General features: G+C 63.9%; 21 protein-coding genes and 2 riboswitches. Of the genes, 16 read left to right on the top strand and 5 right to left on the bottom strand.

Features of this window, described 5'->3' with window-relative positions:
• The first annotated feature begins 38 nt into the window (after positions 1-38).
• The 5 genes from ACLV8F_RS22900 to ACLV8F_RS22880 all read left to right on the top strand — a co-directional run bounded on the left by ACLV8F_RS22900 (position 39) and on the right by ACLV8F_RS22880 (position 4,210).
• Positions 39-1,346 (top strand): TAXI family TRAP transporter solute-binding subunit, encoded by a 1,308-nt coding sequence (locus ACLV8F_RS22900; RefSeq protein WP_411886498.1) that lies wholly within the window; start codon positions 39-41, stop codon positions 1,344-1,346.
• Positions 1,347-1,351: 5 nt separating this feature from the next.
• Positions 1,352-2,650, top strand: a complete 1,299-nt coding sequence (locus ACLV8F_RS22895) for a TAXI family TRAP transporter solute-binding subunit (protein WP_411886497.1) — start codon at positions 1,352-1,354, stop codon at positions 2,648-2,650.
• Between the two features lie 50 nt (positions 2,651-2,700).
• Positions 2,701-2,985 carry a ParB/RepB/Spo0J family partition protein gene (locus tag ACLV8F_RS22890; protein WP_411886496.1) on the top strand — a complete coding sequence of 95 codons (285 nt, stop codon included), beginning with the start codon at positions 2,701-2,703 and terminating at the stop codon, positions 2,983-2,985.
• Between the two features lie 42 nt (positions 2,986-3,027).
• Positions 3,028-3,339, top strand: coding sequence for a hypothetical protein (locus tag ACLV8F_RS22885; protein ID WP_411886495.1), 312 nt, complete (start codon positions 3,028-3,030; stop codon positions 3,337-3,339).
• Between the two features lie 352 nt (positions 3,340-3,691).
• Entirely contained in the window at positions 3,692-4,210 is a 519-nt protein-coding gene (locus tag ACLV8F_RS22880) for a hypothetical protein (RefSeq protein ID WP_411886494.1), read from the top strand.
• 1,076 nt (positions 4,211-5,286) lie between these two features.
• Here ACLV8F_RS22880 and ACLV8F_RS22875 read toward each other — a convergent pair.
• Together ACLV8F_RS22875 and ACLV8F_RS22870 are read right to left on the bottom strand one after the other, a co-directional pair.
• Positions 5,287-5,637: a hypothetical protein gene (locus ACLV8F_RS22875; RefSeq protein WP_411886493.1), complete on the bottom strand. Its 351-nt coding sequence runs from the start codon at positions 5,635-5,637 to the stop codon at positions 5,287-5,289.
• A gap of 236 nt (positions 5,638-5,873) precedes the next feature.
• On the bottom strand, positions 5,874-6,263 hold the full coding sequence (locus tag ACLV8F_RS22870; RefSeq protein WP_411886492.1) for a hypothetical protein: 390 nt from the start codon (positions 6,261-6,263) through the stop codon (positions 5,874-5,876).
• Positions 6,264-6,747: 484 nt separating this feature from the next.
• Here ACLV8F_RS22870 and denD point away from each other — a divergent pair, with 484 nt between their 5' ends.
• The 9 genes from denD (at position 6,748) to ACLV8F_RS22825 (ending at position 17,287) form a co-directional block, all read left to right on the top strand.
• The gene (gene denD / locus ACLV8F_RS22865; RefSeq protein ID WP_411886491.1) at positions 6,748-7,764 is read left to right on the top strand and encodes a D-erythronate dehydrogenase; all 1,017 of its coding nucleotides are present in this window, start codon (positions 6,748-6,750) and stop codon (positions 7,762-7,764) included.
• 66 nt (positions 7,765-7,830) lie between these two features.
• A complete protein-coding gene (locus tag ACLV8F_RS22860; protein WP_411886490.1) occupies positions 7,831-8,802 on the top strand; it encodes a TRAP transporter substrate-binding protein in 972 nt (323 codons plus the stop codon).
• Positions 8,803-8,917: 115 nt separating this feature from the next.
• Positions 8,918-9,412 (top strand): TRAP transporter small permease, encoded by a 495-nt coding sequence (locus tag ACLV8F_RS22855; protein ID WP_411886489.1) that lies wholly within the window; start codon positions 8,918-8,920, stop codon positions 9,410-9,412.
• Positions 9,413-9,548: 136 nt separating this feature from the next.
• Positions 9,549-10,826 (top strand): TRAP transporter large permease, encoded by a 1,278-nt coding sequence (locus ACLV8F_RS22850; protein WP_411886488.1) that lies wholly within the window; start codon positions 9,549-9,551, stop codon positions 10,824-10,826.
• Between the two features lie 76 nt (positions 10,827-10,902).
• On the top strand, positions 10,903-11,481 hold the full coding sequence (locus ACLV8F_RS22845) for a hypothetical protein (protein ID WP_411886487.1): 579 nt from the start codon (positions 10,903-10,905) through the stop codon (positions 11,479-11,481).
• Between the two features lie 235 nt (positions 11,482-11,716).
• Positions 11,717-11,815: riboswitch (glycine riboswitch) on the top strand.
• Positions 11,816-11,844: 29 nt separating this feature from the next.
• Positions 11,845-11,946, top strand: a riboswitch (glycine riboswitch).
• A gap of 34 nt (positions 11,947-11,980) precedes the next feature.
• Positions 11,981-13,174 carry a glycine cleavage system aminomethyltransferase GcvT gene (gcvT, locus tag ACLV8F_RS22840; RefSeq protein WP_411886486.1) on the top strand — a complete coding sequence of 398 codons (1,194 nt, stop codon included), beginning with the start codon at positions 11,981-11,983 and terminating at the stop codon, positions 13,172-13,174.
• A 36-nt stretch (positions 13,175-13,210) separates the two neighbouring features.
• The gene (gcvH, locus tag ACLV8F_RS22835) at positions 13,211-13,576 is read left to right on the top strand and encodes a glycine cleavage system protein GcvH (RefSeq protein ID WP_411881554.1); all 366 of its coding nucleotides are present in this window, start codon (positions 13,211-13,213) and stop codon (positions 13,574-13,576) included.
• Between the two features lie 65 nt (positions 13,577-13,641).
• Complete coding sequence (gene gcvP, locus ACLV8F_RS22830; RefSeq protein WP_411886485.1) at positions 13,642-16,536, top strand: aminomethyl-transferring glycine dehydrogenase; 2,895 nt, start codon at positions 13,642-13,644, stop codon at positions 16,534-16,536.
• Position 16,537: 1 nt separating this feature from the next.
• Entirely contained in the window at positions 16,538-17,287 is a 750-nt protein-coding gene (locus ACLV8F_RS22825) for a sulfite exporter TauE/SafE family protein (RefSeq protein WP_411886484.1), read from the top strand.
• A 133-nt stretch (positions 17,288-17,420) separates the two neighbouring features.
• Here ACLV8F_RS22825 and ACLV8F_RS22820 read toward each other — a convergent pair whose 3' ends face one another.
• Positions 17,421-18,065 carry a c-type cytochrome gene (locus ACLV8F_RS22820; protein ID WP_411886483.1) on the bottom strand — a complete coding sequence of 215 codons (645 nt, stop codon included), beginning with the start codon at positions 18,063-18,065 and terminating at the stop codon, positions 17,421-17,423.
• Positions 18,066-18,083: 18 nt separating this feature from the next.
• A complete protein-coding gene (locus ACLV8F_RS22815; protein WP_411886482.1) occupies positions 18,084-19,310 on the bottom strand; it encodes a molybdopterin-dependent oxidoreductase in 1,227 nt (408 codons plus the stop codon).
• Positions 19,311-19,467: 157 nt separating this feature from the next.
• On the opposite strand from ACLV8F_RS22815, the gene ACLV8F_RS22810 reads away from it, so the two are divergent.
• The gene (locus ACLV8F_RS22810) at positions 19,468-19,887 is read left to right on the top strand and encodes an FKBP-type peptidyl-prolyl cis-trans isomerase (RefSeq protein ID WP_411886481.1); all 420 of its coding nucleotides are present in this window, start codon (positions 19,468-19,470) and stop codon (positions 19,885-19,887) included.
• Between the two features lie 15 nt (positions 19,888-19,902).
• Here ACLV8F_RS22810 and ACLV8F_RS22805 read toward each other — a convergent pair whose 3' ends face one another.
• On the bottom strand, positions 19,903-20,778 hold the full coding sequence (locus tag ACLV8F_RS22805) for an alpha/beta fold hydrolase (protein WP_411886480.1): 876 nt from the start codon (positions 20,776-20,778) through the stop codon (positions 19,903-19,905).
• 229 nt (positions 20,779-21,007) lie between these two features.
• On the opposite strand from ACLV8F_RS22805, the gene ACLV8F_RS22800 reads away from it, so the two are divergent.
• The gene (locus ACLV8F_RS22800) at positions 21,008-21,997 is read left to right on the top strand and encodes an LLM class flavin-dependent oxidoreductase (protein WP_411886479.1); all 990 of its coding nucleotides are present in this window, start codon (positions 21,008-21,010) and stop codon (positions 21,995-21,997) included.
• Positions 21,998-22,162: the final 165 nt, after the last annotated feature.

Raw genomic sequence — 22,162 nt, 5'->3', positions numbered from 1 at the left:
TATAAAGGGTCAACCTTTACAGGACTCTCCCTGTGCGCATGGCGAAGTTATACCAACGCAAATGGCTGTGGATCCGCCTTCCCGTGGTCCTTGCAGCCGCCGCCACGGCCATGGGTTTGTGGCTGTTCGTCTGGCCGATGCCGCCTTCGCAGCTGAGCATCACCACGGCGGGCTCCGACGGCGCCTACTACCTTCACGCCAAACGCTACGCCGAAAAATTCGCGGAACACGGCATCACGCTGCAGATCCAGACCTCGGCCGGCTCGCAGGAAAACCTCGAACGCCTTCGCCAGGCGGTGAACCCTTCGGACCTGGCCTTCATGCAAGGCGGTTTCGGCTACCTCGGCAGCTCACTCGAAAGGCGCGACCGCAGCCGCGTTGAAACCCTGGCCAACGTGGATGTGGAGCCGCTGTGGATCTTCACGCGCGGCCGCGAAATCGATTCGCTCAACCAGCTGCAGGGCCTGCGCGTGGCCGTGGGCCCCGAAGGCAGCGGCACGCGCAAGGTGGCGCTCAAGCTGCTGGAGCAGGCCAGGATTGAAGCGAAAGACCTGGCGCTTTCGCCCACCACCAGCAGCCCCGCCGTGCAGGCGCTGAAGCAGGGCGCGGTCGACGTGGTGTTCCTCGTCGCGGCGCCCGAATCCTTTGCCGTGCAGAACATGCTGATCCTGCCGGGCATCCACCTGGCGAACATCCGCAAGTCGGCCGCCATCACCGAACGCAACCCCTACCTCGAATCGCGCCTGCTCGCGCAGGGCACGCTGGACGCGCGGCTGCCCCCGCGCGACATCACGCTGCTGACCACTTCGGCCAGCCTGGTGGCGCGCGAAGGCCTGCACCCGGCCCTCAAGCGGCTGGCCATCGCGGTGGCCATGGACGTGCACGCGGGCAGCGGGCTGTTTCACCGCGCCGGCGACTTCCCCTCGCTGCGGCGCATCGACTTCCCCACCGCGCGCCAGGCCCGCGAGACGCTGACGCACGGCCTGCCCTGGCTGGAGCAACTGCTGCCCTTCTGGTGGGCGCAAGTCACCGAGCGCCTGCTGCTGATCGTGCTGCCCGTGGCGCTGCTGGCGCTGTGGTTGATGCGGCTGATCCCCGCCTACCTGCGCTGGGTGCTGGAAAGCCGGGTCAACCGCTGGTACGGCGAGCTCAAGTTCATTGAAAACGACCTGGGCCAGGAGTCGCTGTCGGGCCTGGACCTGACGCGCTTCCTGATCCGCCTGAACGGCATCGACAAGGCCATGCTGGCCTTTGCCACACCGCGCGACCTGATGGCGCGCTGCTACACGCTGCACCAGCACATCGAGTTTGTGCGCCAGCGGCTTTACCGGATGCGGGGGCGATAAAAGCGATGAAGCTGCTGCTGCTTTACCGCCGGCGCTGGTGGCTGTTTTACCTGCCGGTGCTGCTGTGCACGGTGCTGGCCCTGTGGTGGTCGGCCACCCGGTGGAAGGTGCTGCCGCCCATGGAGGTGGTGATAGGCGCGGGCTCGCCGCAGGGCGGCTATTCGATGCTGGCGCAGCGCTATGCGGAGCAGCTCGAGCGCATAGGCGTGCGCGCCGAGATCGTTTATTCGGACACGCAAAAAGGCTCGCTGGACCGGCTGATGCGCGCGGGCGACGCCACCAGCATAGGCTTTGCCCACGGCATCTATGCGAATGCCGGCACCCCGCTGCAAGCACTGGCCGTCGTCGGCCAGGAGCCGGTGTGGATTTTCTCCGCCGTAGGCGGGCCCTCGTCGCTCACGCAGGCCAGGGGCTTGCGCGTGGCCGCGGGGCCGGCCTCGTCGTCGTCCTTCATCGCGGCGCGGCTGATGCTGGAGCATGCCGGCGTGCGGGCCGCCGACGTACAGTTCGACAACGCCACCGGCGTGGCGGCCGCCAACGCGCTCATCGACGGCAAGCTCGACCTGGTGTTCCAGGCCGCCGGCGACGATTCGCAGGCCGTGCAGTTGCTGACGCGCAGCAGCGGCATCCAGCTGCTGGGCGCCGAACATGCCGGCGCGCTGGCCGCCCAGAACCCGCGCCTGCAGCCGCTGCTGCTGCCGCAGGGTGCGATTGAACTGCGCGGCGACATCCCGCCCAAAGACCTCACGCTGATGAGCCTGCAAACCCATCTGCTGGTGCGGCCGGGCATGCACCCGGCGCTGCAGCGCGCCTTGCTGGACGCCGCCGTCGAGATCCACGAAATCCCGAACTTCCTGCAGCGCCACGGCCAGTTCCCGAGTTTTCGCGGCAGCGACTTCGCGCTCTCGCGAACGGCCCGCGCCTACAGCCTGGGCGCGCGCCCGTGGATGGAAACCCTGCTGCCCTACCGCACGGCGCAGTATGCGGAGCTCGTGTTCTACGCCATCCTGCCCATCCTGGCGATAGCCGTGCTGATGTTGGCCTGGATTCCCAAGCTGTTCGACTGGCGCATCAGCTCGGCGCTCAACCACTTTTACGGTGACCTGAAATTCCTGGAGAACGACATGGAGCAAGTCGCCGCCGACAACCCCATGGCCTTGCGCCAGTTGCTGGAGCGGCTGGACAACATCGAGCGGCAGGTGGTGGAACTGGATTTGCCCGACGAGTTTTCCGAACGCTGGTACACCTTGCGTGAACACCTGGCTTCGGCGCGCGACCGGCTGCTGAAGCTGAGGTCGCGGTAGGGTTTGATAGAGCGCCGCTCAGGGCTGCGCATCTGGTTGGCTTCTCCCATGTGCCGGCGCTGATTGGGGCGGCGGACGACAAACGGGCGGGCATCCTCCAATTGGTGGAAAACGTGCAGAAGGAGGATCTGTCCTTGATGGAGCTGGCGGCGGGCCTGCGCAGCCTGGCTGACCAGGGCAAGACGCATTCGGAGATCTGCCAGTTGGTGAAGAAGTCCAAGTCCTGGGTTTCAAAACACCTGGCGGCGTCGGTGGAGAACCTGGGTTATTACACCCGGCAGTTCATGCAGAGCGAGACGACGGCGGACGTAGCGCTGGTCCTGGTGGTGAATTAGATCGAGAAAACCGGGAAGTGGTATCCGCAGGGAACCCAGCTGGTGGACCGGCTGGAGGCGGGCAAGGCCGGACGGGAAAAAGCATGGGCGCTGCTGGCGACGCTCAATCCGGGGCCTCACCAAAGCGCAACAGGCAGAGATGCCGGCCATTACAAGCGGGACTATGACGCCGGCAGGGCGCTGATCAAGGCCACGGATGTTGTGAAGTTGCGCGGCCTGCACAAGCTGGCGGCAGAAAACTTCGATGCCGACAACTGGAAATCAGCGGCTTTCATTCTTGGAAGTGCAAGCATCAAGCTGACTCTGGCCGACCTGGCAGCCGAGGTCCATCAGCTTATGCATGGACAGGCTTGAATACCCCAGGAACTGACACTTCCTCCTCCAACTAGAGGAGGAGTAGGCACACCATTTCGCGCTTACCCACGGCCCAGTTTAGGGCACTAACAGACTGTGAAACTGATTGTGATTCTCCAACTAAAGCTTCCATAATTACCCTATGTCAACAGAATCAAACTTACAACAACCTCCGTCACAGTTGCAACCTACTCCCTCAGCTAACTTTTGGTCTTCCGCCATAAACAAGGCCAAAGAGCATCCAATCTGGATAGTTGGGACCCTAGTTGGGACCGTGATTGCCACAACCTGGGGAGTTTTCGCAACAATTCACGCGAGGGAGACAGCTTCTCTCAAGTCTGAAATTGAGATGATGAAAACCGCACAGGGACGCACCAAGAGCATCGAAGAAGAAAATGCCATTTTGGTAAATGACTTAACTGCCATGCAAGCTGAGCGTGACGCTTTTAAAGATCAACTGAACGTCGCGCTCCAGAAAAAATTCCCCTTCAGCGGTTCATCGGTCTATCCGAACGATCTTGGAGCGGTGGTCCTCGGAAGTCCATTGACTGAGATCTCGAAGGTCTATGGAAACAAAATTACGGTTGACAGCGACGACAGGAGAATTAAATCGATCAGGGTGGAAACAGGACATGCCGTTTTCCCTCTGGCAACCTACATCGCCAGCTACGACAAAAACGGCGTAGCCACTGTCAGCTCCATTGTGTTCGAGTCAGATCGGAGCCCCGCACTCCGGTTGGCCCTGCGAAATCATTTCAATCAGGTATTTGGCCGTCGAGCTGGAGAATTCAGAGGACGAGAATCTTGGAAAACACGAGGCGAGTTTATTGAATTGGACATTGGCATAGTTGAAGTAACGCTTCATCAATAAAGACGTGGATTAACGGGAGCCCGATATGACTGCATGTCATGTAATGGAACTTGGGTCTGATAACACCCTGCACGCGCTTCGGAGGTTCGTGGGAAGGTATAAATGGCAATCCGCCAACTCCGACCTAACCCAGCGTTTCGCATGCGAAACACGGCGGCAGCCAAGCCACCTCACCCCTAGTTATGGGGTTTTGGAGTCGACAATAGCGATCAGCTCCAGCTTCGGCCAAGTCTTCTGCCATTGCTTGGATTTTGCGCGATCAAGTATGCGCTGCGCCTTCCATTGAAAATATGTAGAGCGCTCAAGCCAGGCCATCCGAGCTTGCGGTGATCTATTAAGTCGGTGGAGCAGGAGGGGCATCTTTCACCCACTGCTCGACAAATGAATTTGGTGTTTGTGGAGTTACTGGCTGAGCTTTTTCAAGTATCACCTCTAACTGCCCAACCATCAGAGATAAGCATGCGCGGAAGTCGTTCGATGGCGACCGAGGCCCAATTACTCTCTCCCGAAAATTGATGAACTTAGGAAGTGCCTGAAAAGGAAGTAGGAGTGACTTCAATCGATCTGCGTGAGCACCAGACTGCAGCGATATGCCCACTACCTCGTGCGCGAAAGAGTTTCGGATGCGGCGGACGAGATGTAAAGACTTGGCAACGTCAGCTGAAATGAGACCAAGCCGGCAGCACAAGTTGATTTTCGCGCTGAACGTTGAGAGTGGCGAATCTCCGTCAAGTAATTCATCGGCACCACCTGAAGACGGCAACAAGAACCGCTCAAGCAATTGCCCCAAGATGGAGTCAATTTTGGCAGCGCCAAGAATTACCGCGGCGCGATCAGACTCACCTTTGAACTCATTTACAAACGCGTTGTATGCATCTCCCCACGGAAATATCGAGGGGGCATCTTTGCCATTCTCCGGCTTTGGTAAGTCTGGTGCTTCTTGGGCATTTGGTGTCTCCTGTGCGATTCAATTGGTCAACGCTACTGATCGGAGATTTTCCTTCTTGCGGCGCGCGCCGAAAATTCCTCAGCCACTGAACAAGAACATACAGCTAGGGCAATTGCCAAGCCAACGGCTATTGCACGGATGAGTACTTGTCTGAGCAGAGTCGCCGCGCCCTCGGATCTAAGGAGGGGCCCATTGGGATATCGAGCGTCCTTCTCACCAACAAATTCGAACGATTGCGCGGACCATCAGCAGCTTCTTCGAGCAAGCTCACGCTGCACCCGCCCTTCTCATTGATCAAAAATCGGAGCCTGTATTTGGAGCCGCCTTGCGCCTCAAACGAAGTGAGAATATTGCAGGAATTGACTGTCAATCCGTATCCGGCGCCGATTGCTGAGTACCCCATGTTGAAGGTCGCTGTTCCAGCCTTGACGCGAATGTCGTAACCGAGCGAGTCCGGCGTCCGGGCGATGAACTGCACCGCGCGGCATTCCTTCGGGTCCTCGAATGTGAAAGCCGGGTCGTGCTTAGGGCTTGAGTACTCGAGTCGAACACTTGCCGTATCCGGGCCAGGAGCCGGAGACACGTAGGGCAACTGGGTCGCGCAACCTGCAAGCAACACGGCGACTAATGGGACGAATATCCTATTCATCAGGAAACTGTATCACGCTGATTGCATGCCGAAGTCTAGTTGCAAGAGCTGCACGCCAATATCCTCTAATCGGGGGACACGGGTGCCGTCGAAGTTCTTTGCAAACCCATCGTGATCTGCGGACTGTCACAAGTCAGCGCCCTCACCTTCTCTTTCCACTGCAGCGAAACCGCGCAATCCGTCAGCGCCTTCCACTTGTAGCCGATCTCCTGCAGCTCCGAGCTGGTCACGGTTGTGATCTGCACGCCGTTCTGGCTCACGGCCAGGACATAGACCGTCTTGCCCTTCATGGTGATCTGCCCCACCACATGCAGGCCCTTGAGCCCGTAAGGGTCCGGGAATTCGTTGATGCCGGTCGGCTGATCGCCGGCCTGCTTTCCGATCACGCCGGTGACGGTGCTGACCGGATCAGAGACCGCCCTGGTGATCCCCTGGCCGGCGCTTGAGGTCTGCACCAGGCTGGCGGCTGCCGGACGCTTTGCGGCCGTTTTGGGCTTGTCCGGCTCAGGCCATTAGGCCCCAACAGTGGCAACGGCCGCCAAGGCGAACACGCCCCACTTGAAGCGGTTGAACTTCACGATGAAGGGCGACATATCCTGGGCACCGGATTCACCTACGCTGTTGCCCCGGGTGTGACTTCTGTAGAACTTGAAGAACTCGGCTCGTATTTGCGCTCCTCGTGGACACCATCCCGCCCCGGTAGCCGCCGCGCGCCTTGCGGATGTAGTGATCAGCCTTGCCCAGGATGTCAGCCTTCTTGACCTTGATCAGGATCGTCAGTAGGCCGACGATGGACGAATTTATGTCCCGGAAGTTCTGCGTTCCGAGCCGCACATCAAGCCCTCCCTTTCATGGAAACAAGGCCTGGCCTAAACTGTGCGGCACGCTGGGCACCAAGCTGCGGAGACAAAGAACAATCATCACGGAGACAAAGAACACATGAACATCGTCATCACCGGCGGCGCCGGCTTCCTGGGCGCGAGGCTCGCCCGTCAGTTGCTTGAACAGGGGACGCTGTCCCTTGCGGGCGGCGCGCCGCAAACCATCCAGACTGTGACGCTGGTCGACCGGGCGGCCCCACCGGCCACACTGACGGCGGATTCAAGAGTGCGCGCCGTGGTCGGCGACCTTAACCAACTCCTGGATGCAAGCACGCAGGTCGTGCGCGCCGACGACGCGCTGGTATTCCACCTTGCCGCCGCCGTCAGCGGCGAATGCGAAGCCGACTTCGACCTCGGCATGCGCAGCAACGTCGACGCCACGCGCGCGCTGCTGCAAGCCTGCCGCAAGCTGGGCACTTCGCCCACGGTGGTGTTCGCCAGTTCTCTGGCCGTGTTCGGCAACTCGGCCGCGCAGCCGCTGCCGGCCGTGATCGACGACAGGACCCTGCCCACGCCGCAGAACAGCTACGGCATCCAGAAATTCATCGGCGAACAGCTGGTGGCCGACTACGCGCGCAAGGGTTTCATACGCGGGCGCAACGTGCGGCTGATGACGGTCAGCGTGCGGCCCGGCAAGCCCAACGGCGCGGCGTCGAGCTTTTTGAGCGGCATGATCCGCGAGCCGCTGGCGGGCGTGCGGGCCGCCTGCCCGGTGCCGCCCGAAACGGCCGTGGCGCTGGCGTCCCCCGCGCGCACCATTGAAGGGCTGCTGCGCGCGGCCGAGGCCGGTGATGCCGAGTGGGGTGCGCGCACGGCCATCAACCTGCCGGCGCTCAAAACCACGGTGGGCGAGATGGCTGCCGCGCTGGCGCGCGTGGGCGGCAAGGAGACCGCTAGCCTGATCGACTGGACGCCGGACCCGGCCATCGCCAATATCGTGACGAGCTGGCCGGCGGCCATAGACGCGGCCCGGGCGCGGGCCTTGGGCCTGTTGCCCGACGGCGACTTTGACAGCATTATTGCGGCCTATTTAAGCGAAAACCCGCGCACTGCGCCCGGGGCGGCGACGCAATAATAGGTGTGCATACGGCTGCATGCCGTCATCGCGGATTTTCGGTACAACAATTAATTTGGAGACAACATGAAAATTTCAAAACTGCTGGTGGGCATTGCCCTGGGCCTGGGTTTCATCGCTTCGGCAAGCGCGCAGACCACCATGCGTATCAGTATTTCCACGGCCCAGAACTCGCATCAGGGCATTGCCATCGACACCTTCGCCAGGGAAGTCGAGAAACGCACCGGCGGCCGCTACAAGGTGCAGACCTTCTACAACGGCGCATTGGGCGGCGAGCGCGAATCCATCGAAGCCGTGCAACTGGGCACCCAGGAGCTGGCTTTCTCGTCCACCGGCCCGGTGCCCAACTTCGTGCCCGAGACCAAGATCCTCGACGTGCCCTTCCTGTTCCGCGACAAGGCGCATGCGCGCGCCGTGCTGGACGGCCCCATCGGCCAGGACCTGCTGACCAAATTCGACGCCAAGGGCTTCAAGGCGCTGGCCTGGGCCGAGAACGGCTTTCGCCACATGACCAACAGCAAGCGCGACGTGAAGCTGCCGGAAGACCTGAAGGGCCTGAAGATGCGCACCATGGAAAATCCGGTGCACATCGCGGCCTACAAGGGCCTGGGCATCATCACCACGCCCATGGCTTTTCCTGAAGTGTTCACCGCGCTGCAGCAAGGCACGGTCGACGGCCAGGAAAACCCCCTGTCCGTGATCATGTCGGCCAAGTTCGACCAGGTGCAGAAACACCTGTCGCTGACCGGCCACGTGTACTCGCCCTGTATCTTCCTGATGAACAAGGCGTCCTTCGACAAGCTCAGCGCCGCCGACAAGACAGCCTTTATCGAAGCCGCCAAGGAAGGCACCAAGGCCAACCGCGCCCGTGTCGACCAGGATGACGCCAACGGTGTGGCCGAGCTGCGCGCCAAAGGCATGACCGTGATCGACAACGTCGACAAGGCCAAATTCGTCGCCATGCTGGCGCCCGTCAACGCCGACTTCGAAAAGCAGTTCGGCAAGGCGAATATCGACGCGATCCGCAACGTCAAGTAAGGCACACGGCGGGCCGGTTTTCCACCCGGCCGGCTGCGCCCATTTGCCACCGAAGGCGCCCGCAGGTATCGCACTCGCGGGCGTTTTCCATATCCCCTCTTATCCATGGTCTCCCATGAAACAAGCTTTCCTCAAACTTGAACGGTGGACCACCGGCTTTTCCATGCTGGTGGCCTGCCTGATGCTGGTGGTCGCCTCGGCGCTGGGCATGTTCCAGATCGTCACGCGCTTTGTCCTCGAGCAGCCCGCCGAGTGGAGTGAAATCCTGATCCGCCTGAGCCTGATCTGGATGGTGTTCATGGGCATCCCCATGGCCTTCCGGCAAGGCGCCATGGTCAGCGTGGATGTGCTCTACCGCTGGAGCCCGCCGCGCATCCGGCGCGTGCTGGACTGGCTGGTCTGCCTGGCCGCCTTGACGCTGATCGCGGTCATCGTCTGGTGGGGCTGGGACTATTCGCTGCGCGGCCGCGTGCAGTCCATGGCCGGCCTGGAATCGATCTCGATGTTCTGGGGCTATGTGGCCATGCCGGTGGGCGGCATGTTCTGCGTGATCGGCATCATCGGCAACCTGCTGGACCCGCAACGTAATGAACTGGAAACCGCACAATGAGAACAAAAGCAGCATTTCACCTTCAAGCAGGGGCCGCGGAACCGGCTTTGCCGGGCCGCAGGCGAGCGGCCCCTTTCCCCGTGCAAGGGGCAGGGAACCGCCGCAGGCTCGAAGTGAGTGACCGTGGGGGCCAGGCATGACTGCGGTAATGATTTCAACGATGGTGCTGTGCTTCGCGCTCACCGTCTCGGTGGCCGTGTCCATCGGACTGGCGTCGATCTTCGGCATCCATGCGGCCAACGCCAACATGCTGATCTCCGTCAAGGAGATGTTCTCCTCGATCAACAAGTTTCCACTGGCCGCCATCCCCTTCTTCATCCTGGCCGGCAACCTGATGGAAACCGGCGGCATCTCGCGCCGGCTGGTGGAGTTCGCCAAAAGCATCGTGGGCGGCGTGCAGGGCGGCCTGCCCATGACTTGTGTGCTGACCTGCATGATTTTTGCGGCCGTCTCCGGCTCGTCGGTGGCCACCACCTTTGCCATAGGCGCCATCCTGATTCCGGCGCTGATCAAGCACGGCTACCCCACGGCCTACGCCGCCGCCCTGCAGGCCACCAGCGCGGAGCTGGGCGTGATCATCCCGCCGTCGATTCCCATGATTCTTTACGGTGTGAGCGCCGAGGTCTCCATCGGCGAACTCTTTATCGCCGGTTTCGGCCCGGGGCTGCTGATCGGCTGCGCGCTGATGCTCTTCGTGCACCTGTACTGCCGCTGGAAGGGCTGGGGCAAGCACGACGGCGACGGCCGCCTGAGCTTCGGCAAGGCCACCTGGCAGGCCGGCTGGGCTTTGCTGATGCCGGTGATCATCCTGGGCGGCATTTACGGCGGGATCTTCACGCCGACCGAAGCCTCGGCGGTGGCGGTGTTTTACGCGCTGGTCGTCGGCATCGTGATCTACCGCGAGATCAAGCTGGCGGACCTCTACGTCATCCTGCGCAAGTCGGTGATTTCCAGCGCCGTGATCATGTTCATCATCGCCAACGCCGGGCTGTTCGCCTTCCTGATCACCCGCGCCGGCGTGCCGGACGCCATCGGCCACTGGCTGCAGGACGTGCTGAAGTCGCCCGCCCTCTTCCTGCTGGGCGTCAATGCCGCGCTGTTCATCATCGGCATGTTCATCGAGACCAGCGCCGCCATCATCGTGCTGGCGCCCATCCTGGCGCCGGTAGCGGTGCACTTCGGCATAGACCCGGTGCATTTCGGGCTGGTGATGGTGGTCAACCTTGCGCTCGGCATGATCACGCCGCCTTTCGGCGTGAACCTGTTCGCCGCCTGCACGGTCGCCAAAATCTCGCTGGACCGCATCGTGACCCACCTGATTCCCTTTGTGCTGGTCATCCTGGCCTGCCTGATGGTGATCACTTACGTGCCGCAGCTGTCGCTGGGCCTGCGCGACCTGGTCTACGCCAAATAGCTTTTTTTTGGCGGGGCTTCATGCCTTTGTCATCTGCGGGGGTGATGCTCGGGTTTTCATTTCAGGATGAAATCCCATGCAGCTCCACAAAACCGACCGTGCCCGCGCCGAGCTCAAGCCAGGCGTGAGAACGCTAGGCCAGCGCGAGCGCACCCTGCTGCTGATGGCCGACGGCAGCAAATCCGCCCAGGACTTCCGTCCGCTGTTTGACGGTGACGGCGAAGCCATTGCCTTGCGCCTTTTGCGCGAAGGCTTCCTGGAAGCCCATCCGGGCAAAACGTCCGCGCCCGCCGCGGCGGCGCCCGCACCAGCGCCCGTGCCCAAGCCCACGCCGGCCCAGCTGCAAAACTTCCCCAGCCCCGAGACCACGCAGGCCATCCAGGTCTCAGCCGACCAGTTTGAAGGCAAGCGCTCGCTCGCCACGACGCGCATGTTCCTGTTCGACATCTGCGAGCGTATGTTCGCCCGGCGCGACCCGGTGATGGCCGAGCGCTTTCGCGAAGCGCTGCGCAACGCCAAGGACCGCGAGACCATGCTTGCCGCCTCACGCGAGATGCTCGAGGAAATCGAGAAAATCGCCGGCCATGAACGCGCCGACTCCATCAGCGAGCGCATTGCCATGCTGCTGCCGCAGCACGTAGACATCGTGGCGTAGTGGCCCAAGAGCCGCTCACCAAACCCGGCGAAGCAGTCCTGCTCCCTCTCCCCCTGGGAGAGGGTTGGGGTGAGGGCCGGCGGCGGCAAATACGCCCAGGTTTTATGCACGAGCCGTGGCCCTCACCCCTGCCCTCACCCCTGCCCTCACCCCTGCCCTCTCCCAGAGGGAGAGGGTGCAAGACTTGGCCAGCATCGCAAGGCGGTTGGTGAGCGGCCTCAGTTACACTCGCCGGGTCAGGAGAGAGTTTTCCCCGAGAAAACCGCCGAAGGCGCACGTACACCCCGGGGGCAACCCTTTTTGGTGCACTGAACGCTCAGGCAAAAGGACTGGCAACCGCCCTGCGGCGCACCACGCGGCAAGGCGTTCCCTACTGGAGAGAGGCCGTCGCCAGGACGGCCCACCGAAGGAGCAAATCCGCATCGCCGGGTGAATCTCTCAGGTAAAGTGGACAGCAGGGGCAGCCCATGGTTTGGAACCGATTCAGGTTCCTGCAACCATGAACCTGTTTGCCCCCCCGGAGAATGCCTTGTCCGATTCGTCCACCTCTTCCGCCGCCGCCCCTGAAACCCTGCTGAAAACGCCGCTGCACGACCTGCACGTGGAGCTTGGCGCGCGCATGGTGCCTTTCGCGGGCTATTCCATGCCGGTGCAATACCCCGCGGGCCTGATGGCCGAGCACACCCACACGCGCCAGGCCGCCGGCCTCTTCGACGTGTCCCACATGGGCCAGCTGCGCCTGGTGGGCGCCGACGCCGCCGCGGCGCTGGAGTCGCTGATCCCGGTCGACGTGATCGACCTACCCGCCGGCAAGCAGCGCTACGGCCTGCTGCTCAATGACGAGGGCGGCATCATCGACGACCTGATGTTCTTCAACCGCGACTACGCGAACGGCGGCGACCTCTTCGTCATCGTCAACGGCGCCTGCAAGGTCGGCGACATCGCGCACATCCAGGCAAAAATCGGTTCGCGCTGCGAAGTCATCCCCATGCCCGAGATGGCGCTGATGGCGCTGCAGGGCCCGCAGGCGGTCACCGCGCTGCAGCGCCTGGCGCCCGGCGTTGAAAAGCTGGTGTTCATGACCGGCGGGCGCTTCAGCGTGGCCGGCTGCGACTGTTTCCTCACACGCAGCGGCTACACCGGTGAAGACGGTTTTGAAATTTCCGTGCATGCCTCGCAGGCCGAAACACTGGCGCGCGCGCTGCTCGCCCAGCCCGAGGTCAAACCCATTGGCCTGGGCGCGCGCAATTCGCTGCGCCTGGAAGCGGGCCTGTGCCTCTACGGCAATGACATTGACACCACCACCACGCCGGTGGAAGCCAACCTCAACTGGGCCATGCAAAAAGTGCGGCGCACCGGCGGCGCGCGTGCCGGCGGCTTCCCCGGTGCGGACAAAATCCTGGCGCAACTGGCCGCCCCTGCCACGCTGTCGCGCAAGCGCGTGGGCCTGGTGGCGCTGGAGCGCGTGCCCGTGCGCGACCATACCGAGCTGCAAGCCACCGACGGCACGGTGATTGGCGAAGTCACCAGCGGCCTGCTGGGCCCCAGCATCAACCAGCCGGTGGCCATGGGCTATGTGAAACCCGAATTTGCCGCCTTGGGCACGCGCGTCAACGCCATCGTGCGCGGCAAGCCCGTGCCCATGGAAGTCGCGGCCATGCCTTTTGTCCCCAACCGCTACTACCGCGGTTAAAGCTTTCTTTGCCCCCCTCAACCCCTGGAGATTTTCATGACCGTCAAATACACCGAAGACCACGAATGGCTCAAGATTGAAGGCGACATCGCCACCGTCGGCATCACCGTGCACGCGCAGGACGCGCTGGGCGACGTGGTGTTTGTGGACCTGCCCGCCGTGGGCACCACCTTCGCGCAGAAGGAAACCGCCGGCGTCGTCGAGTCGGTCAAGGCCGCCGCCGACGTCTACATGCCCGTGAGCGGCGAAGTCACCGCGATCAATGAAGCGCTGAAGGACGACCCGTCGCTGGCCAACAGCGACCCCATGGGCGCCGGCTGGTTCTTCAAGATCAAGCTGTCCGACCCGTCGCAGCTCGACGCGCTGATGGACGAGACCCGCTACACCGCTTTCGCGGCCTGATTTTTCCGCCGATTCTTTTTTCTGTTTTCTGACTCCTGGCTGCCAAGCCTGACACGGGACCCGACATGTTGATGCAAACCGCCAAGCCCCTGGGCGACCTTGAAAACCCCTGCGAATTCATTGCCCGCCACATCGGCATCGACGAGACCGACGAAGTCCACATGCTCAGCATCGTGGGCTCGGCCTCGCGCCGCGCGCTGGTGGAAGGCATTGTTCCGCGCTCCATCGCGCGCAGCACGCCCATGGCCATTCCGGCCCCGGTCACGGAAGCCGCCGCGCTCAAGCAGCTCAAGGCCATCGCGGCCAAGAACCAGGTCTTCAAGAACTTCATCGGCCAGGGTTATTACGGCACCTACACGCCGGGCGTGATCCTGCGCAACATCCTCGAAAACCCCGCCTGGTACACCGCCTACACGCCGTACCAGGCCGAAATCTCGCAGGGCCGCATGGAGGCGCTGATCAACTTCCAGACCATGGTCTGCGACCTGACCGGCATGCCGATTGCCAACGCCTCCATGCTCGACGAGGCCACCGCCGCCGCCGAAGCCATGACGCTGGCCAAACGCAGCGTCAAAAGCAAGAGCAATGTGTTCCTCGTGGCCGGCGACTGCCATCCGCAAACCATCGAAGTGATCCAGACGCGCGCCAAGCCGCTGGGTATCGAGGTCAAGGTCAGCACGGCCTCGGCCACCCTGCCCCAGCTGATGGCCGAAGGCGACTACTTCGGCGTGCTGGCGCAGTACCCCGCCACCACCGGCAGCATCCATGACCTGCGCCCGCTCGCGGGCCAGGCCCACGTCGACGGCGCGGCCCTGTGCGTCGCGGCCGACCTGCTGGCGCTCACCTTGCTGGCCCCGCCCGGCGAATGGGATGCCGACATCGTGCTGGGCACCACGCAGCGCTTCGGCATGCCCATGGGCAACGGCGGGCCGCATGCGGCATACCTCGCCTGCCGCGACGAATTCAAGCGCTCGCTGCCGGGCCGGCTGGTCGGCGTCAGTATCGACAGCCACGGCAACCCGACCTACCGCCTCGCGCTGCAAACGCGCGAGCAGCACATACGCCGCGAAAAAGCCACCTCCAACATCTGCACCGCGCAGGTGCTGCCGGCCGTCATCGCCAGCATGTACGCGGTCTACCACGGCCCGCAAGGCCTCACGCGCATCGCCGAGCGGGTGGCGGCATACACCGCCGTCTTTGTGCGCGGCCTGCAGGAGTTGGGGTATGAAATCACCAACACCGGCGCCTTTGATTCCGTGACCGTGAAGACCGGCGAGGCCACGAACGCGATTGCCGAGCGCGCGCGCAAGGCCGGCGCCAACCTGCGCTTTCGCCTGAACAACCACCTGGGCGTGTCGCTGGACGAAACCACCAGCCGCAAGGACATCGAACTGCTCTGGTCCTTCTTCGCCAAGCCCGGCCAGACGATTCCCGTGGTCAGCGCCTTCGAAAAAGGCGTGGAGTCACTGATCCCCGCCGACCTGCGCCGCGCCACGCCCTTCCTCGCGCACCCGGTCTTCAACACGCACCATTCCGAAACCGGCATGCTGCGCTACATCCGCATGCTCAGCGATAAAGATCTTGCGCTGGACCGCAGCATGATCCCGCTGGGCAGCTGCACCATGAAACTCAACGCGACCAGCGAGATGATTCCCATCACCTGGCCCGAGTTCGCCAACATCCACCCCTTCGCCCCCAGCGAACAGCTGCAGGGTTATGCCGAACTCGACAAGCAGCTGCGCGACTGGCTGTGCCAGGCTACGGGTTATGCCGGCATCAGCCTGCAACCCAATGCCGGTTCGCAGGGCGAGTACGCGGGCCTGCTGGTCATCAAGGCCTTCCATGAAGCCAAGGGCCAGGGCCATCGCAACATCTGCCTGATCCCTTCCTCGGCGCACGGTACCAACCCGGCCAGCGCGCAGATGGTGGGCATGACCGTCGTCGTGACCGCCTGCGACGCGCAGGGCAACGTCGACATGGCCGACCTGAAGGCCAAGTGCGAACAGCACAGCGCGAACCTCGCCTGCGTGATGATCACCTACCCCAGCACGCACGGCGTGTTCGAAACGCAGGTGAAAGAACTCTGCGCGATGGTGCACAGCCATGGCGGCCGCGTCTACGTGGACGGCGCCAACATGAACGCGCTGGTCGGCGTGGCCGCGCCGGGCGAGTTCGGCGGCGACGTGAGCCACCTGAACCTGCACAAGACCTTCTGCATCCCGCACGGCGGCGGCGGCCCGGGCGTGGGCCCGGTGTGTGTGGTGGCCGACCTGGTGCCTTACCTGCCCGGCCACGCGACGGCCGGCATTCCCGTCAACGGCGTGGGCGCCGTCTCGGCCGCGCCGCTGGGCAACGCCGCGGTGCTGCCCATCAGCTGGATGTACTGCCGCATGATGGGCCCCGAGGGCCTGACGCAAGCCACCGAGGTCGCCATCCTGAGCGCCAACTACATCAGCTCGCGCCTCAAAGACCACTACCCCACGCTGTACGCGAGCGAAAACGGCCACGTGGCCCACGAGTGCATCCTGGACCTGCGCCCGCTGAAAGAAACCAGCGGCGTCAGCGCCGAGGACGTGGCCAAGCGCCTGATGGACTACGGCTTCCATGCACCCACGCTGAGTTTTCCCGTGCCCGGCACGCTGATGGTGGAGCCCACCGAGAGCGAAACCCTGGCCGAGCTGGACCGCTTCATAGCCGCGATGATCGCCATCCGCGACGAGATCCGCAAGGTCGAAGCCGGCCAATGGCCGCAGGACAACAACCCGCTCAAGCACGCACCGCACACTGCGGCCAGCCTGCTGGGCGCCGACTGGGACAGGCCTTACTCGCGCGAGACCGGCGCCTTCCCGCTGGCCTCGCTCAAGCTGGTCAAGTACTGGCCGCCCGTGGGCCGGGTCGACAACGTCTACGGCGACCGCAACCTGTTCTGCAGCTGCGTGCCCGTGAGCGACTACGCCTGAGGTGGACTCGCAGATCGTCCTGATCGTCGCGGGCGCGGCGGCGGCGGGTTTTGTCCAGGGCCTGTCGGGCTTTGGCTTCAGCCTTGTCGCCATGTCTTTCTGGGCCTGGGCTATCGATCCGAAGCTGGCGGCCGTCATGGCGGTGTTCGGTGGGCTGGTCGGCCAGGTCATGGCGGCCTTCACCGTCAGCCGCAACACGGACTGGAAGCGCCTGCTGCCCTTCCTGGCAGGCGGCCTGCTCGGGTTGCCGCTGGGTCTGCTGTTGCTGCCGCGGCTTGACGTCCAGCTCTTCAAGCTGTTTCTCGGTGTGCTGCTGGCGCTATGGTGCCCGGCCATGCTGTTTTCGGGCAAGCTTCCGCGCCTCCACCATGGCGGGCGCATCGCCGACGGCACGATAGGCGTCGCCGGTGGTTTCATGGGCGCCCTGGGGGGGTTCAGCGGCGTGATTCCGACGCTGTGGTGCACGCTGCGGGGCTACGAGAAAAGTGCCCAGCGCGCCGTCATCCAGAACTTCAACCTGGCCGTGCTGACCGTCACCATGGCCAGCTACTGTGTCGCCGGCCTGGTCACCCGTGAGACGCTGCCCATGCTTGCCATCGTGGCGCCTGCCGCGCTCATTCCCGCCTGGTTCGGCGGACGGGTTTACACCGGCATCAGCGACCTGGCCTTTCGCCGGCTGGTGCTGAGCCTGCTGACCTGCTCCGGCATTGCCATGCTGGTTTCGTCGGTGCCGGCGCTGCTCGGGCGCTAAAGGCTGTTTACTCCTTCTCCCTCTGGGAGAAGGCGGGGATGAGGGTTCGCGGCGTTTGATGTTGCACCGCGCATGTTCGAAAGCCGTAGGCCCTCACCCCTGCCCTCTCCCAGAGGGAGAGGGAGTAAGAACTCTACTGCTGCAACACAAAGGCGGCCAGCGCCTTGAGCTCAGCCGGGTTCAGGTTGCCGAATGGCGGCATCACCACCGGGCCCCATTTACCGGATCCTCCGCTGCGTATGCTGGCCTCCAGTTTGGCCAGGGCCTGCGGGTCGCTTTTGTATTTGAGCGCCACGTCGTGGTAGGCCGGCCCGACGATTTTCTGTGACACCGCGTGGCAACCCAGGCAGGCGTTGGCTTTGAGCACGGCCTGCACGTCGACGGCCGCAGGCGGTGCGCCTGGCGCGGCGGCTACCGCCGGCTTGGCCGCCACGACAGGCCCCAGCGTCGGCTTGGCGCCGCCATAGGTCACGGCCAGGTATTCGCCGATCTGCGCCACGTCGCTGTCGCTGAGGGGCGCGGCATAGGCGTGCTCCATCTTGCGCACTTCGGCGGTCCATTGCGTGGCCGTCATGGCCGGCGGTTGCTGGCTGATGTAGTCGGCCGAGTGGCAGATGCCGCATTTCTGCATCGCGATCTGGTAGCCGGCCAGCTTGGACGGCTTGAGCTTCGCAGTTTCCAGCGGCAAGGTCACGGTTTGCACGGCTTGCGCCATGACGGCGCCGCAGCCCAGAAGCAAAGCGGCTGCGGACAGAACGCGCACGGCGATTAAATTCATGGTTTTCATGGCGGCTTCCTAAACCGCCACCAGGCGCGTGGTTTCAACAACGTTGCGCGAATAGCCGCCGGGGTTCCAGCTGGCGGTCGCGGGCTGCACGTCGCCCCTCACATTGGTGGCGCGCACCAGCAGCTGGAATTCGCCCTTGCGCGGCGGCGTCACGCCAAAGCTCCACTCGCGGAACGAATACCGCCCCAGGTCTTTGCCCAGCGTGGCCTCGCGCCATTGCTGGCCGTCTTCAGACACCTCGACCTTGCGGATGCCGCTGCCCCCGTCAAAGGCAATGCCCTTGAGCTGCAGCGGCTTGCCCGCCGGCACGCGCGCGCCGCCCGCCACACTGGTGATGAAGGAACGCACCGGCAGCGTGGTGAGGGGCCGCGTCGCCGTGGGCGCGGTGCCGGCCGGCACGCACTGGCATTCGTTGTCGGGCACGCGGTAGGCCGTCGACATGAAGAAACCCTCGAAGCCGTGGTCCATCACCACGATCTCGCTCAGGTGCTTGACCCAGTAGGTGCCGAAATAACCCGGCACGATGAGCTTGATCGGGTAGCCGTTGAGGAACGGAATGTCGGCGCCGTTCATGGACCAGGCCACGATGGGCTCGGCGCTGAGCGCCAGGTCGATGTTCAGGGCCTTGATGAAGTCCGGCGTCTGCGGCAGCACCGGCGTGTCCAGGCCGTTGAGCGCCACCTGTTTGGCGCCGGGCAGCACGCCGGCTTTTTCGAGCACGGCGCGCAGCGGCACGCCGACCCAGCGCGCATTGCCCATGGAGCCGTTGCCCAGCTGGGCGCCGAAGACGCGCGGCTCAAAGAAACCGCGGCTGTTGCCCGAACACTGGTTGACCGCCACCACCTCGACCGGCGCGGCCAGCGCCTTGAGTTCGTCCAGCGAGAGCGACAGCGACTGCTTCACGTGCCCGCCCACCCTGAGCCGGTAGGCCTTGGCGTCTATGCGTTTGGGAATGTTGGCCAGGTGATAGCGCACGAAAAAAGCATTGTTGGGCGTGATCGCGCCTTCGCTGAAAGCGCTGAAAGGCGTTTCGAGGTGCGGCGGCCGCGTGGTCACGCGCAGCAGCGGGCGCTTGCCCGGGTAGGTCACCAGCTCGCGCTCGCCATTGCCGAAGGGCAGCGTTTCACGCCCCGCCGCCAAACCTTGCAAGGGGAAGGCGCCCATGGCGGCGGCACCCAGGCCTGCACGCTGCAAAAAAATTCTCCTGCGGGCATCGTGCTCATCGCGATGGTTCATGGGGGTGTCCTCTTGAGGGGGATGAAATTGCCGCAGGGCGGGCGATGCGGTCGCCCCATGATAGGCCAGCCGGCGCCGCCGGGGCAATGAAGGCACCGGGGCCATAATCAGGCCAGACATCCCCGATTACCTCATCAGCCATGAAAGCATGACCTCCATGAAGACATTCACCGCCGCGCTCCTTACCCTGGCTTCCCTCGCCTCCTTCACCGTTTCCACCGCGGCCCTCGCCGCCGCACCGGCCGAAACCCTGCCCAGCGGCGTGAAGGTCGTGCACACCACCGACGGCACGGGCGCGCAGCCCAAGGCGACCGACACCGTCAAGGTGCACTACCGCGGCACGCTGGCCGACGGCAAGGAATTCGACAGCTCCTACAAACGCGGCGCGCCCGCCACCTTTCCTTTGAACCGCGTCGTGCCCTGCTGGACCGAAGGTGTGCAGAAAATCAAGGTCGGCGGCAAAGCCACGCTGACCTGCCCGCCCGCCACCGCCTATGGTGACCGCGGCGCCGGCGGCGTGGTGCCGCCCAATGCCACCTTGACCTTCGACATCGAACTGCTTGCGATTGAGAAGTAAGAACCTGTTTAAGCGCTAGAGCGCAGCTTCGAGCGCCGTGAGGAGGACTTTGTCAAAGGCCTCCGCGCGCTCGAACTGCACCCAATGGCCGGCATCGTCTATCAAGGCAAGCCCCCTGAAATCCACAGCCCGCGCCAGTGCCGCCTGCAGCGCGTCGAGCTTGCCGCGGTACAGCGCATCCTCCCGTCCGTAAATCGCCCGCACCGGGCAGCGCACGCCGGCCAGCGCCTGCGCCAGCGCGTCGGTGCGCGCCAGGCTGCGGCCTTTCATGCGGTCGCGCAGCACGTTGGCGATGTGCAGGCGCAAGGCCAGTTCGGTAATCGCCTCTTCGTGGTACAGCATCAGCACCGCAAGGTTGTGGCGATGGATCACCTCGCGCTCGCCGGCGTCGGTGATGTGCCGCCAGGCGCGCAGGCGCAGCGCCTTTTCCCGCGCCACGCCCAGGCCGGGCGCACCCACCAGCACCAGGCGCGCCGCCCGCGCGGGAAAGCGCTGCGCCAGGAAGCCGGCCACCATGCCGCCGAAAGAAAACCCCACCAGGTCGCAGGCCGCTTCGCCCACCAGCGCCGCCAGGCCCTGCTCCACCGGCTCGGGCAGCACGTCGGCATCGGTGCCGCGCAGCGGCGCCGCCGAATCGCCGAAACCGGGCAGGTCGGGCAGCAGCAGCCAGCGGCCTGAAGCGGCCAGCGCGGGAATGTTGCGCAGCCAGTGCATCCAGCTGCCGCTGCCGCCATGCAGCAGCACCAGCGGCGCCAGCTCAGGCCGGCGCGTGGCCTGGCCCCAGGTGTGCCAGACCATGGTGCCCGCACCGCAAGGGGTCTCAAAACGGCTGGCCGTGCGCAGCAGCGCGAGTGCCTCGGGAGGCAGTTGAAGGTCCGGGAGATCGCTCATCCCGGGTTTATACCCTGCCACCCGCGCGGCCATCGTGAAGCTCCTAAACTGGCCCGGCACCCCACAACACATCCATGCCTGCAAACACAGCGGATCCCTCTTCACTCCCTCTCCCCCTGGGAGAGGGCCGGGGTGAGGGCCTGCGGCGTTCAAACAAGCGCAGCGCAACATCCAGGGCCGCAAGCCCTCATCCCCACCTTCTCCCAGAGGGAGAAGGAGTAAAAAACACATGATTCCCTTCTCAGTCCTTGATCTCTCCCCCATCGTCACCGGCTCCACCGCCGCCGACGCCTTCCACAACACTTTGGCTCTGGCCCGGCATGCCGAGCATCTGGGCTTCAAGCGCTTCTGGCTGGCCGAGCACCACAACAATCCCGGCATCGCGAGCGCCGCCACCGCGGTGGTGATAGGCCACGTGGCGGGCGGCACGCACACGATTCGTGTCGGATCGGGCGGCGTGATGCTGCCCAACCATTCGCCGCTGGTGATCGCCGAGCAGTTCGGCACCCTGGCCTCGCTCTACCCCGGCCGCATAGACCTGGGCCTGGGCCGCGCGCCCGGCACCGACCAGCTGACCGCCCGCGCCCTGCGCCGCGACCACCAGAACAATGCCGACACCTTTCCGCAGGACGTGCAGGAGCTGCGCCACTACTTTGAAGACGTGGAGCCCGGCCAGAGAATCCGCGCCGTGCCCGGCGCGGGCTTGAAGGTGCCGCTGTGGATACTGGGCTCCAGCCTTTTCGGCGCGCAACTGGCAGCCGCACTGGGCCTGCCCTTTGCTTTCGCCTCGCACTTCGCGCCCGACATGCTGATGCAGGCGCTTGAAATCTACCGCGACCGCTTCGAGCCCTCGGCGCAACTCGACAAACCGTACGCCATGGTGGCAGCCAACGTGGTCGCCGCCGACAACGACGAAGCCGCGCGCTACCAGCTCACGTCCGTCCAGCAAGCCATGACCAACCTGCTGCGCGGAACGCCAGGCCCGATGCCGCCGCCGATTGACGACATCGAAGCCTACTGGTCGCCCGCCGAAAAAGCCGGCGCACAGCGCATGCTGCGCTACGCGGTGGCGGGCGCGCCCGCGACGGTTAGGGAGGGGTTGCGGTCTTTTCTTGCCGAGACTCGGGCGGATGAGTTGATGGTGACTACGCATATTTATGATCCGGCTGTTGCGCGGCGGTCGTTGGAGATTACGGCTGGGGTTAGGGATAGTTTGTAGTTCTCTGCTGAGGGCGGCTGGCCGGGTCTCGCCCCGGCGGGCGAGGCACTTTTCTTTGCTTCGCCAAAGAAAAGTACCCAAAAGAAAGGCGACCCTGGCTCCTGCGTCCCCTGCGCTTCGCTCCGGGGCAACCTGCGGTGCTCGGTCCAGCCGGGGTCAAAAACA

It is taken from the genome of Polaromonas sp. YR568, from assembly GCF_943369675.1.
Classification (GTDB): domain Bacteria; phylum Pseudomonadota; class Gammaproteobacteria; order Burkholderiales; family Burkholderiaceae_C; genus Polaromonas.
The sequence above is the reverse complement of the archived record's forward strand: the minus strand, read 5'-3'. Positions and strand labels throughout refer to the sequence as shown.

Coding starts and splice junctions, on each gene's coding strand:
- ACLV8F_RS22820 (WP_411886483.1), bottom strand. CDS start 18,065: ATGAATTTAATCGCCGTGCGCGTTCTGTCCGCAGCCGCTTTGCTTCTG.
- ACLV8F_RS22800 (WP_411886479.1), top strand. CDS start 21,008: ATGATTCCCTTCTCAGTCCTTGATCTCTCCCCCATCGTCACCGGCTCC.
- ACLV8F_RS22855 (WP_411886489.1), top strand. CDS start 8,918: ATGAAACAAGCTTTCCTCAAACTTGAACGGTGGACCACCGGCTTTTCC.
- gcvT (WP_411886486.1), top strand. CDS start 11,981: ATGAACCTGTTTGCCCCCCCGGAGAATGCCTTGTCCGATTCGTCCACC.
- ACLV8F_RS22810 (WP_411886481.1), top strand. CDS start 19,468: ATGAAGACATTCACCGCCGCGCTCCTTACCCTGGCTTCCCTCGCCTCC.
- ACLV8F_RS22900 (WP_411886498.1), top strand. CDS start 39: ATGGCGAAGTTATACCAACGCAAATGGCTGTGGATCCGCCTTCCCGTG.
- ACLV8F_RS22845 (WP_411886487.1), top strand. CDS start 10,903: ATGCAGCTCCACAAAACCGACCGTGCCCGCGCCGAGCTCAAGCCAGGC.
- gcvH (WP_411881554.1), top strand. CDS start 13,211: ATGACCGTCAAATACACCGAAGACCACGAATGGCTCAAGATTGAAGGC.
- ACLV8F_RS22850 (WP_411886488.1), top strand. CDS start 9,549: ATGACTGCGGTAATGATTTCAACGATGGTGCTGTGCTTCGCGCTCACC.
- gcvP (WP_411886485.1), top strand. CDS start 13,642: ATGTTGATGCAAACCGCCAAGCCCCTGGGCGACCTTGAAAACCCCTGC.
- ACLV8F_RS22880 (WP_411886494.1), top strand. CDS start 3,692: ATGAAAACCGCACAGGGACGCACCAAGAGCATCGAAGAAGAAAATGCC.
- ACLV8F_RS22895 (WP_411886497.1), top strand. CDS start 1,352: ATGAAGCTGCTGCTGCTTTACCGCCGGCGCTGGTGGCTGTTTTACCTG.
- denD (WP_411886491.1), top strand. CDS start 6,748: ATGAACATCGTCATCACCGGCGGCGCCGGCTTCCTGGGCGCGAGGCTC.
- ACLV8F_RS22815 (WP_411886482.1), bottom strand. CDS start 19,310: ATGAACCATCGCGATGAGCACGATGCCCGCAGGAGAATTTTTTTGCAG.
- ACLV8F_RS22860 (WP_411886490.1), top strand. CDS start 7,831: ATGAAAATTTCAAAACTGCTGGTGGGCATTGCCCTGGGCCTGGGTTTC.
- ACLV8F_RS22805 (WP_411886480.1), bottom strand. CDS start 20,778: ATGAGCGATCTCCCGGACCTTCAACTGCCTCCCGAGGCACTCGCGCTG.